Source organism: Enterococcus sp. AZ050 (genome assembly GCF_051715085.1).
In the GTDB taxonomy this organism is placed as follows: Bacteria; Bacillota; Bacilli; order Lactobacillales; family Enterococcaceae; genus Enterococcus; species Enterococcus faecalis.
In genome coordinates this window covers 2850998-2862239 of record NZ_JBIOTC010000001.1, presented here as the reverse complement: position 1 = coordinate 2862239, position 11242 = coordinate 2850998, and the positions used below count along the sequence as shown (strand labels likewise).

The 11242-nt window shown below is 38.4% G+C and carries 12 protein-coding genes; 1 reads left to right on the top strand and 11 read right to left on the bottom strand.

Going from position 1 to position 11242, the window contains the following annotated elements; all coding sequences use genetic code 11:
- Position 1: 1 nt before the first annotated feature.
- From yycF to IGJ04_RS14090, 11 genes are all read right to left on the bottom strand, one after another.
- Positions 2–706, bottom strand: coding sequence for a response regulator YycF (gene yycF, locus IGJ04_RS14140; protein ID WP_002357947.1), 705 nt, complete (start codon positions 704–706; stop codon positions 2–4).
- 173 nt (positions 707–879) lie between these two features.
- The gene (locus tag IGJ04_RS14135) at positions 880–1581 is read right to left on the bottom strand and encodes an MIP/aquaporin family protein (protein WP_002399963.1); all 702 of its coding nucleotides are present in this window, start codon (positions 1579–1581) and stop codon (positions 880–882) included.
- Positions 1582–1698: 117 nt separating this feature from the next.
- A complete protein-coding gene (locus IGJ04_RS14130) occupies positions 1699–2559 on the bottom strand; it encodes a DegV family protein (RefSeq protein ID WP_002357950.1) in 861 nt (286 codons plus the stop codon).
- A complete protein-coding gene (locus IGJ04_RS14125) occupies positions 2552–3121 on the bottom strand; it encodes a DUF1836 domain-containing protein (protein ID WP_002357951.1) in 570 nt (189 codons plus the stop codon). Before IGJ04_RS14125 ends, IGJ04_RS14130 begins: the two co-directional genes overlap by 8 nt.
- 126 nt (positions 3122–3247) lie before the next feature.
- Positions 3248–3901 (bottom strand): TIGR01906 family membrane protein, encoded by a 654-nt coding sequence (locus IGJ04_RS14120; RefSeq protein ID WP_023894546.1) that lies wholly within the window; start codon positions 3899–3901, stop codon positions 3248–3250.
- Positions 3889–4659 (bottom strand): TIGR01457 family HAD-type hydrolase, encoded by a 771-nt coding sequence (locus IGJ04_RS14115; protein WP_002380180.1) that lies wholly within the window; start codon positions 4657–4659, stop codon positions 3889–3891. Before IGJ04_RS14115 ends, IGJ04_RS14120 begins: the two co-directional genes overlap by 13 nt.
- Positions 4660–4664: 5 nt before the next feature.
- Positions 4665–5294: a YutD family protein gene (locus IGJ04_RS14110; protein ID WP_002357954.1), complete on the bottom strand. Its 630-nt coding sequence runs from the start codon at positions 5292–5294 to the stop codon at positions 4665–4667.
- Between the two features lie 34 nt (positions 5295–5328).
- The gene (locus IGJ04_RS14105) at positions 5329–6711 is read right to left on the bottom strand and encodes a bifunctional metallophosphatase/5'-nucleotidase (protein WP_002365512.1); all 1383 of its coding nucleotides are present in this window, start codon (positions 6709–6711) and stop codon (positions 5329–5331) included.
- A gap of 124 nt (positions 6712–6835) precedes the next feature.
- Entirely contained in the window at positions 6836–8524 is a 1689-nt protein-coding gene (locus IGJ04_RS14100) for a ribonuclease J (protein WP_002357956.1), read from the bottom strand.
- A gap of 30 nt (positions 8525–8554) precedes the next feature.
- Positions 8555–9427 (bottom strand): 4-hydroxy-tetrahydrodipicolinate synthase, encoded by an 873-nt coding sequence (gene dapA / locus IGJ04_RS14095; protein WP_002361644.1) that lies wholly within the window; start codon positions 9425–9427, stop codon positions 8555–8557.
- Between the two features lie 33 nt (positions 9428–9460).
- Positions 9461–10528, bottom strand: a complete 1068-nt coding sequence (locus tag IGJ04_RS14090; RefSeq protein WP_438840305.1) for an aspartate-semialdehyde dehydrogenase — start codon at positions 10526–10528, stop codon at positions 9461–9463.
- Positions 10529–10734: 206 nt separating this feature from the next.
- On the opposite strand from IGJ04_RS14090, the gene IGJ04_RS14085 reads away from it, so the two are divergent.
- Complete coding sequence (locus IGJ04_RS14085; protein WP_002357960.1) at positions 10735–11193, top strand: S-ribosylhomocysteine lyase; 459 nt, start codon at positions 10735–10737, stop codon at positions 11191–11193.
- Positions 11194–11242: the final 49 nt, after the last annotated feature.

The window sequence follows — 11242 nt, the reverse complement described above, 5'->3', positions numbered from 1 at the left end:
ATTACTCCTGTTCAGGATTTCTTAGATAATAACCAACCCCACGACGAGTAACTAAATACGTTGGATGACTTGGACTATCTTCAATTTTTTCTCTTAAACGACGTACGGTTACGTCCACTGTCCGCACATCCCCAAAATAATCATAACCCCAAACGGTTTGTAATAAATGTTCACGAGTCATCACTTGTCCGATATGTTTTGCTAAGTAATAAAGTAACTCAAATTCACGGTGGGTTAATTCAATTTTTTCACCCCGTTTTGAGACCATGTATGCATCAGGATGAATGGTTAAATCACCAATCGTTAATTCAGATTGTGTTGTCACCTCGGCTTCTTTCGCATTGGTTGCACCTCGCCGTAAATTGGCTTTTACACGAGCAACTAATTCACGATTTGAAAATGGTTTCGTTACATAGTCATCGGCTCCTAATTCCAATCCTAAAACCTTATCAATTTCAGAATCTTTGGCAGTCACCATAATGATTGGCATATCATGTGTTTTGCGCACTTCTCGCGCGACTTCTAAGCCATCCATTTTAGGGAGCATTAAGTCTAAAATAATTAAGTCTGGTTCCACTTCTTCCACTTTTTCAAGTGCTTCTTCTCCATCATAAGCAGTAAATACTTCATATCCTTCTTTAACCAAATTATATTTAACGATCTCTGAAATTGGCTTCTCGTCATCAACTACTAAAATTTTCTTCACAAAGAGACACCTCTTTTTCCTTCTAATCTTATTTGATACTTTCCTATTATACCTTATTTTGATGATGTTTTCATCTTTGGTTAAAAATGCGCCTTTAGGTTCTCCTAGTATAACAAAAAAAGAATCTCTGACAACAATTGACGCTTGTTATCAAAGATTCTTCTTTCGCTAATCTATTCTTCCGTATCTAAGACGAATTTTGCTACAAGAGCGGCTAATAATCCACCAATTAATGGCGCAACGATAAAAATCCACAACTCAGATAACGCTGAACCACCCGCAAAAACGGCTGGCGCGATGCTACGAGCTGGGTTGACAGAAGTTCCTGTCAAAGGAATGCCGACTAAGTGAATCATTGTTAGTGTTAACCCAATTACGATTCCTGCTAATGAAGCATTGCCTTTCTTAGCACTTGTAACTGTCATGACAACTAAAACAAAAATAAATGTTAAAATAATTTCGACTGTCAATGCACCAGCAACACTTAATTCCCCTACGCCATTTTGACCTAAGTTCTCAATACTTTTACCAGCACCTTTTAGAATGCTTAATAAAGCAAATGAGGCAATCAAGCCACCAACAATTTGTCCCACTACATAGTAGATTAGTTCCATTGTTGTCATTCGTTTATTAAGCCACATTCCTATAGAAACAGCTGGGTTTAGATGTGCACCTGAAATTGTGCCAATACTATAGGCAGCAGCAACGATTGTTAACCCAAATGCTAAGGCAATCCCCGTTGTTCCAATCCCTTCCATACCATTTCCTAGAACGGCTGTTCCTGTCCCAAAAAAGACAAGAATAAATGTTCCTAAACATTCTGCTATTGCTTTTTTCACAAAAAATTCCCCCTTTGTAGATGAATTGTAACACATTCGTGAAATTTTCAATATAATTTTCGTTGTTTTTCCAGCTAAATGATATTTCTATGAAAAAGAGAAATCTTAAATGAAAAATCCCCTCAAAAAAATTTGAGGGGATTTTTCATTTAATTAATCATTTAATAACTGTATGCCAACACCTAAAAGTCCTGGTCCTGTATGAACAACTAATGCCGGACTAATTGTTCCAAAGTAAATTTCTTCTGCTTGTGGAAAAGCTGCTTTCAAGCGTTCCATCATTGCTTTTGCTTCTTCCTCTGCCGCACCGTGAGCGACTGCCAAACGGAAACGGGGTGCCTCACCTATAAAGTTCGTCACCAACTCAAACGTTTTATCAAGACTTTTTTTACGGCCGCGAGACTTAGCCACCGTATAGTAAATGCCTTCTTCATTACAAGAAATAATGGGGTTTAATTTTAGCGCATTCCCTAAAATAGAAGTGACTAAACCAATTCGTCCACCTTTTTGTAGATATTCTAAAGTGGCTACATTAAAAAATACTTTTGCGTTGGCTACTTCTTCTGTTAATTTTTGTTGTAATTCTTGCCATCCTAATCCTGTTTCAATTAATTCTGCTGCTCGTATCGCCTGAATGCCAGCCCCGATACCAATGTTCTTTGTATCTAAAACAAATACATCTAGTCCTTCGGTTTGTTCTCCAAGCAAGCGAACTACATTATACGTTCCACTTAAACCACTAGAAATGGTCACCGCTAAGACTTTTTCGTAACCCGCTTCTTTAATTTTGTCAAAAATAGCTTGGATTGTTGCACCATCAGGTAATGAAGTACTAGGGATTTCTTTCTCTAAACGTTGATACACTTCTTCTGGTGTAATATCTACCTTATCTGTATAGGTTTTTTCAGGATAAATAATCTGTAAGGGCAAGACATACATGCCGTATTGTTTGACTAATGCCTCTGGAACATCTGTCCCAGAATCAACTAGTAGTGCGATTTTTTCTTTATTCATGTGTCATCTCATCCATTTCTTTTAAGTATTCTTGTTCCAATTCAATCACTTTTTCACTAAACATTTTAGTAGCAAAAGACATTGTCGCTGCTTTTACAGCCAAATATTCAATCCCCATAGGTTCTTGTGATTTGGCCTGAACTTCTTTTTCTTGCGCTTGAGCAGCAATCACATAAATCGCTCGTTCCTGTTCTTGACAAAATAAATTGTACGCTTCACGAATACCAACCGTAGCTCCTTGGAATAAAATGCCTTGCTTAATTTCTGGCAATGTTAACACTTGTTTCAACAACGTAATCGCAATTAAAAACGCTAAATGCTTTTGATTGTAGCGCTTTTTCACTGGGGCCGGGATTAACCCGTGTTTGACATAATTATTAACCATTGAGGACGTTAACAAAGTATGTTTTTCCAGTGTAATCAATGGGGATAAGTATTTTTCTATCAGAGTAATCACTTGATCCATATATAATTCAATATCTGGTAACTCATGCCATCTTGGCAAATGAACGTTTTCCAATTGTTGGCCCCAATTTTGTAGTGATTTTTCTATCTCGTCCATAAAAACCCTCCTAACCATTTCTAAAAAAGAATATCATACTTTTGACAATTATTCAATCTAGTTTTTAAAACTAGATTGAATAAAAAAGAAAAGCGAGCAATTTTGGAATTGTTCACTTTTCTCTCTTTATTTTTTTAAAGAACGTTTTCCGATTAAAATACCTATCAAAAACAGGCCTTCTAATAAAATAAAAAACAAGATAAAACAATGCATAAAGTAGGCTTCAGGTAAGGCATTGATAATCGGATCAGTCAGCGGATTAAATAACCAAGCATCGTTGTTAAAAAATAATCCATGAAACGCAATAAAAAATTGATCAAAGCCAATCAGCATGAAAAAGCCAAAAAGCACAGGCAAAAACATTCCCCACTGAAATGGCCGTATCAATGTCCATAAACGCTGATTTTTCACCAAATATTTTAAATAAAGGACACTAGGCAACAACGTAACTAGTAATACGCCATAGCACAATAAAAATAATTTTTTCACTTCATAAAAATGAAAAGCCGCGCTATCAGACATTGGAAAGTCAGGAAATACTAATGTTTTTTCAAAAGGATTGTTTAAGTACATCATTAAATGATCGTAATTTTTAATCAAGGTCACACGATCAACCTCTACGTCTTTTAAAATATTTAAGTGTTGGATATCAAAAAGATACAATGGACGAAAATTAATCGTGATCGTGATACTTAAAGCCACAATCGTTAAAAACAAACAAATGAGTCCAAGTGTTTCCCTTAAACGCAATTTCGACCTCATCATACTCAAAAAGTCCATTCATCTAAGGAATCAACAACATAGGTTGGTGGCGTTGGCAAAGTTGGAACAGCTGACTTAGGGGTAAAACCTGATGTAACTAACAAGCTATCAATACCATTTTGAATCCCTGATTGAATATCGGTTTCATAATTATCTCCAACCATAATCACTTGCTCTTTTTCCACGCCTAAATGCGCAATGGCTCGTTCCATGATAATCGCTTTTGGTTTGCCAATATAAACTGGTTTTGTTTGAGTAGCTGTCTCCACAAACGTCACAACTGAACCTGCACCAGGTAATAAGCCTCTTTCTGTCGGAATGTTCTTATCTGGATTGGTCCCAATAAACAACGCCCCTTTTTGAATGGCTAAGGTAGCTAAAACCACTTTTTCGTAAGATAATTCTGTATCAAGTCCCACGACAACATAATCAGGATTTGTTTCATCCCATTCAAAACCTGCTTCTAAAATTAAGTCAATTAAACCAGCCTCGCCGATGACAAAGACTTTCTTGCCCCGATTGGCTTCTTTCATGTAATCAATCGTCGCTAAAGTCGCTGTATAAACAAGGGATGCTGGGACATGAATATCAAATTCATTTGCTAAACGTTGTGCCACTGTTTCAGGAGATTTAGTGGTATTATTCGTTACAAATAAAAAAGGCAAATCTTTTTCCTGTAACCGCTCGACAAAACGTTTTCCGGCTGGAATTGGTTCTTTTCCTAAATAAATCGTTCCATCTAAATCAATTAAATATCCTTGATAGTCTTTTTTCACTCTGTTTACTCCTCACGTTGACGAATCGTAAAGCCTTTGCCAGATTTTTTGGGACTAGGCTGTTTGGGTGTAGTCGTTTTTTTATTTTCTTCTTTTCTCGTACGAATCACTGGCTTGCTATTTTTATTAGCGGGCGCACTCTTTTCCTCGACAAACGCGTTAGAACGATTATTTTTTTTATGGCGACGACGACGATGCGTTGTTTTTTCTTTACGTTCCCCTGTTCGTTCAATTACAAAATAGGCACAGCCAAAATTACAATATTCATACAAATAGTCTTCTAGTGTATCAATGCGTTGATCCGGCGCTGCCCGACGATTAGAAGTATCAAAAAAGCCACGCAAGCGTAACTGTTCATAGCCCCAGTCTCCTACGATATAATCATAACGAGCTAATACTTCACTAAACCGTTCACCTAAGCGTTCAGGATCAAAGGCATCACGATGATTTTTAACAATTCGGTACTCTCTTTCACCAATTTGAATATCTGTTTCATTCACAATGGTGACAATTTCCCCTTTTTTCTTTTCTTTTACAGGTTCTTCTTTTATTTCTTCAAGAACTGCTGTTAGTTCTTCTGTAAAGGTTGCAGCAGTTTCTGTTTCTTTTTTTTCGGTTGTCTTTTTGTCTGTCATTTTTTCACCACCTAGTTTTTATTATACCTTGTTTTTATTTGATTGGATAGTGGGCATGCAGATAGTTCGCCACGACAGTTCTTAAAACGTCTGGAAATAAAAATTCGACTTCTCCAACTAACTCAATCGTTGGGAAAAACGGAACAAATTGAAAGTGATCCACTGTTGTCAGCGTATACTTCTGCTCTGGCTGAATAGGTTTCCCTTGCCAAAAAACGGTCTGGCTATTTCGCTCAAAACGAATCCCATCATAACATAATTCGCCAAAAATTTTCCCGCGGAAGCCCATCCCGCGAATCGGAAATTTCCGCAGAAATTGACGACTTTTTTCCATTTCACGAATCAAACGGCTCATGTCTGACCCTTTCAAGGTAACCTTGATTAAATGCATTGGATGAGGCAAGGCCTCATGTAATTGGTCTGCATTGATTATTCCTTCTGGTAAATCTGCTAAAAATAACCCGTTGTTCAACACAGCCGCTTCGGTCTGCCCCGCTTCTTTTAACGCCTTCAAGGCAACAGTTATAAAGGCATGCGGTTGCCGTAAGTCCGTTGACAAGGTTTCAGGGATTTGTGCAATTTGCTGCGCTTGCAATAGTCGATGACCTTCCGTTAAGTAACCCGCAATTTCCTTGGCATCCGTTGCTTGCTCTTCTAAACTTGCTGTTTCAATGGTTTTCGCATAACTTGTGACTTGCTTCGTGTCGGCATCCACAAACAGATGCACTTCACCAATATACTGTCCATATTTGCCAGCAGCTGCTAGTTGCACATGATTAATTTTTTCACCATCTTTAAATAAATGATGTGTATGGGAACCTAAAATCACTTGAATTTCAGGATAATTCGCCGCAATCATAAAATCAGTATCTATCCCCAAGTGACTAAGCAAAATGAGAACATCACATTGAGGCGCAACTTCTGTAATCAGTTGAGGAAGGACTGCTTCCACTTGTTTGATTGTCCAGCCATTGGGATTATACGTTAAAGGAAATGGTGCGGTTAAGCCAATAAACCCTAACTTTGTGCCTTCTTTAGTTGTCATAATTTTATATGCTTGACAAAAATCTGGTAACGTTTGGGTTTTTGGTTCTTCTAAATTAGCTAAGACCACTTCAAATGTTGCCTGATCATATAAATGCTCTAATTGTTTCTTTGAATTGCCGATTCCTTCATTATTTCCAATTGTAACCAGGTCATACGCTAATGTATTCATTATAGCTACATTTGCTCGACCATCTGTTGCTTCGGTCAAAGGATGACACCGATCTGAAAAGTCACCTAAATCAATGGTTACGACTGTTTTGCCCTCTTTTTGGTACAGCGAACGTTTGGCTTTAACCAGACGCCGTATTTTGGGCCAATTTTCAAAGTGAGAATGAAGATCATTGGTATGGAACAACACAATCTCTTCCACTAAAATCGCCTCCTTTATTCAGCGCTCTGATTAATAGTACCATATTTATAGAAGAAAGTTACAAAAAAGAACAGATGACTTTAGAAGAATTTCTCCTAAAATCACCTGCTTTTATCAGGACGAACTATGCGTTATTTTTGGGACGCTTGCGTTGCGTCGCTTCCATGATAACTGGTAAGATCACAGGACGACGTTTGGTTTGTTCAAATAAATAACGGCTTAAGTTTTCGCGGATTTCTTGTTTCAGTTTGCTCCATTCGAAATCGTCACTTTCTAAATGCTTTTCAACAATTTCTGTAACAATATTGCTACTTTCTTTCATTAGGTCTTTACTTGTTTTAACGTAAACAAAACCTCTAGAAGTAATTTTAGCTGGTGAAACAATTCGTTTTTCTCGACGATTAATTGTCACAACAGCCACAAAAATACCATCTTCGGAAAGAATACGACGATCCCGTAAAACGATATTACCAATATCGCCGACACCAATCCCGTCAATCATAATATTTTCGGCCGTTGTGCTGCCAGCTACCGACATTCTACCTTTTGTATACTCTAGAATGTCCCCACGACCTGTAATAAAGATATCTTTATAAGGCATGCCAATTTCGTGTGCTAAGTCCGCATGCGCAGCTAACTGGCGGTATTCACCTTGGACAGGAATGAAATATTTTGGTTTCATTAAGTTCAGCATCAATTGCAAGTCATTCGGATTAGCGTGACCAGACACACGTAAATTGTCGGAAATTTGCTTCACCGTAGCACCGGCCCGATAGACAATATCCTCTGTTTTGGCAACCGTTGTTTCCATGGCCGTTGTCGGCGTTGTCGTAATATAAACTAAATCGCCTTCTTCAATTCGAACGACACCATGTGTATTATTAGCCATTTTTTGAAGTGACTTAATAGGTTCTCCCATCCGGCCTGTTTCTAAAATTAATAACTGTTCGGGTGCATATTTTTTCATTTCTTTTGGTTTCACTAATAGATCTTCACTTGGCAATTGTAATTTTTCCAATTTCATCGCCGTCCGAATAATCCGTTCAAAATCTTGGCCTGTCAAAACGACTTTACGACCAGAACGATCCGCTGCATTCAATACTTGTTGGACCCGTTGCAAATTACTTGCCACACATGCCACGATGATTCGTCCTTCCCAATAGCGAATCGTGTCGAACACTTCATCAGCGATTTGGGCTTCCGATGCAACTTGGGCTGGGTTTTCAGCATTTGATGAATCACTAAGTAGCGCCAAGACGCCTTCTTTCCCAATTTCAGCCAAGCGGCCATAATCGGTTTGATACATCTCAATCGCACTTTGATCAAATTTAAAATCACCAGTATAAACAATGTTGCCTTCTTTTGTTTTGATGCTAACGCCAATCGAATCTGGAATGGTGTGCGTTGTTTTAAAGAAGCTCACCGTTGCTTGACCAAAATCAATTTCTGTATGCGGGTCAATCACATGGAAATCTTTAAATTTCTTCGTTTCCGCATGACTGTTGACACTTAGTTTTGCTAGTTCAATCGTTAATTCTGTCCCAAAAACAGGCACTTGAATTTTTGAAAGCAAATACGGTAAGGCCCCAATTGCATCAGCATGGCCATGTGTTAAAAAGACCCCTGCAATTCGTTCACTATTTTCTTCTAAATACGTAAAATCCGGAATGACGACGTCAATTCCTAAAAGTTCGTTCTCTGGATATTGTAATCCACAATCCAGTACAAAAATTTCATCTTCCACTTCAGCAACGTACATATTTTTTCCATTTTCACGAACGCCGCCTAATGGAACGATTTTTATTGTACTCACTCTTTTCACCTCTCTATGATTACACGTTCTTTAAATCTCTAACGTGCGAATAATTCTTTGCTCTTCTTCTGGTGTACAAGCAACTAGAGGTAAACGTAAATTTCCAACAGGAATACCTAAATGATTTAAGGCCGCTTTCACGGGTGCCGGCGAAGGCACTGAAAACAATGCGTTCATTTTTGGTAATAACTGTCGTTGAATTTTAGCCGCTTCCGGCAAGTTCCCCTGCTCCAGCGCTTGATACATCTCATACATTGACGAACCGAAGACATGACTGGCTACCGAAATAACCCCTTGTCCGCCAAGTGCCTTGGTGGCAAAAGCCAACCCGTCTTCTCCAGTATACACTAGAAAGTCTTTTGGCGCTCTTTCAATCAACTCAGTAATTGCATCTAACCCTGCACATTCTTTAATTGCCACAATTTTTTCCAATTGTGCTAAGCGCAAAGTAGTTTCCACTTCTAGACATGCAGCCGTTCTACCAGGAACATTGTACAAAATAATTGGCAGTTCACTTGCTTCTGCGATGGTTTTAAAATGTTGATACATACCTTCTTGATTTGGTTTATTATAATAAGGAACAACCGCCAAAACAGCATCGATACCAGCGATTGTCGCTAACTCTTTCACAAAAGCGACTGAGTCACGTGTATCATTCGTACCTACACCACAAATAATCGGAATACGTCCATCGATCAGTTCAATAATTCGCTGGAATAATTGTAATTCTTCTTCATGAGTTAACGTGGGTGATTCACCAGTTGTTCCTGCTAAAATAACGCCTTCTGTATGATTGGCCAATAAATAGTCTACCAATTGCGGTAGTTTATCAAAATCTATTTCTCCCGATTCTTGAAACGGCGTAACCATTGCCGTAATAATTGTTGCATTCGTTAAATCCATCCTATTCCCTCCCGAGTATACAATACAAACCTTCTAGTCGTTTTCAGGTACACGAAGCAAATTCATTTCGTGTAGCGTTTCAGCAATTTGGACCGAGTTCCAAGCAGCTCCTTTTAATAGGTTGTCTGACACAATCCATAAATGGAAACCGTTCTTCACGTCAACGTCTTGACGAATACGGCCGACAAATGTTTCTTTCTGGTTGACGCTATTTAGCGCTTGTGGATATAGTTGTTCACTTGGCTCATCTTGCAAAATTACACCTGGAGCTTGCGCCATTAATTCTTGGATGGCTGAGACCGATGCATCTGCTTGTTTCACTTCTATATAAACAGATTCAGAATGTCCTGAAATTACCGGAATACGGACACAGGTGGCAACGACTTTTAGCTTGTTGTCTCCCATGATTTTTTTTGTTTCATTCATCATTTTCCATTCTTCGTAGGTATACCCTGCTTCTGAAAAAACATCAATTTGAGGCAACGCATTAAAAGCAATTGGACAATGTTTTTCGTCACTGCCAGCTGGTAAAATTTCAGCTGACCATTCGCTGACAGGTTTTCCCTCTAAAAAATCTTCGGCTTGTTCTTTTAGCTCATTAATTGCACGGATACCTGCGCCACTCACAGCTTGATACGTTGAAACGATGATTCGTTCTAAGCCAAACGCTTGCCGAATTGGTTCTAAGGCCACCATCATTTGAATCGTAGAACAATTGGGATTTGCGATGATTCCCTGATGATTTTTCAAGGCTTCCGGGTTCACTTCCGGAACAACTAAAGGAACATCTTTTGCCATTCTAAAATGGCTAGTGTTGTCAACAACGACAGCTCCGCGCTTAACTGCTTCTGGTGCAAACTTTTCGGAAATACTCCCACCAGCACTAAATAATGCTAAATCGATTCCTTCAAATGATTCCGGGACTAATTCTTCCACGATAAGAGGTTGCCCTTTAAACTGAATCTCTTGTCCAGCAGAACGCTTAGACGCCAATAACCTCACACTGGCAATTGGCAAACTTGTTTCTGCTAACAATTCAATCATTCTTGTCCCGACAGCACCTGTTGCTCCTACCACGGCAACATGATATTCTTTTCCCATATTTTCATACTCCCCTCTTACCTTCTTGTAAAAGCTACTTGTCCTATTTTACCATAGTATTGAAAAAACCTACATAGTCAAAAAAATGATTTTTTTATTTTCCCATGATATTTTAAAACTATTACCCATCAAAGGACTATCCATTGACTTTTGACTTAAATTTGTTATAGTTAAAACGAATTTAATTATAAAGGGAGCGAAATTTCATGGCACGCGTAGAAAGTTTTGAATTAGATCACAACACAGTAAAAGCACCATATGTTCGCCTTGCTGGCACAGAACAAAATGGTGATGCGTTAGTCGAAAAATATGACTTACGTTTCTTACAACCAAACAAAGATGCCCTACCAACAGGCGCATTACACACGTTGGAACATTTATTAGCAGTTAACATGCGTGATGAATTAAAAGGAATCATTGACATTTCGCCAATGGGTTGCCGCACTGGTTTTTATATGATTATGTGGGATCAACATTCACCACAAGAAATCCGTGATGCATTAGTCAACGTTTTAAACAAAGTAATCAATACAGAAGTTGTTCCAGCAGTCTCTGCAAAAGAGTGCGGAAACTACAAAGATCATTCTTTATTTGCAGCGAAAGAATACGCAAAAATCGTCTTAGACCAAGGAATTAGTTTAGATCCATTTGAACGTATTCTGTAATCTTTAGCAATTAACGACAGAGAAACCCACTATTAAGCTGTGGGTTTTT

Bases quoted from the DNA above. Each gene is read 5' to 3' on its own strand.
- IGJ04_RS14135 (WP_002399963.1), bottom strand. From the start codon at position 1,581: ATGTGTTACAATTCATCTACAAAGGGGGAATTTTTTGTGAAAAAAGCA.
- IGJ04_RS14130 (WP_002357950.1), bottom strand. From the start codon at position 2,559: ATGAATAAAGAAAAAATCGCACTACTAGTTGATTCTGGGACAGATGTT.
- IGJ04_RS14125 (WP_002357951.1), bottom strand. From the start codon at position 3,121: ATGGACGAGATAGAAAAATCACTACAAAATTGGGGCCAACAATTGGAA.
- IGJ04_RS14120 (WP_023894546.1), bottom strand. From the start codon at position 3,901: ATGGACTTTTTGAGTATGATGAGGTCGAAATTGCGTTTAAGGGAAACA.
- IGJ04_RS14110 (WP_002357954.1), bottom strand. From the start codon at position 5,294: ATGACAGACAAAAAGACAACCGAAAAAAAAGAAACAGAAACTGCTGCA.
- dapA (WP_002361644.1), bottom strand. From the start codon at position 9,427: ATGGATTTAACGAATGCAACAATTATTACGGCAATGGTTACGCCGTTT.
- IGJ04_RS14090 (WP_438840305.1), bottom strand. From the start codon at position 10,528: ATGGGAAAAGAATATCATGTTGCCGTGGTAGGAGCAACAGGTGCTGTC.
- IGJ04_RS14085 (WP_002357960.1), top strand. From the start codon at position 10,735: ATGGCACGCGTAGAAAGTTTTGAATTAGATCACAACACAGTAAAAGCA.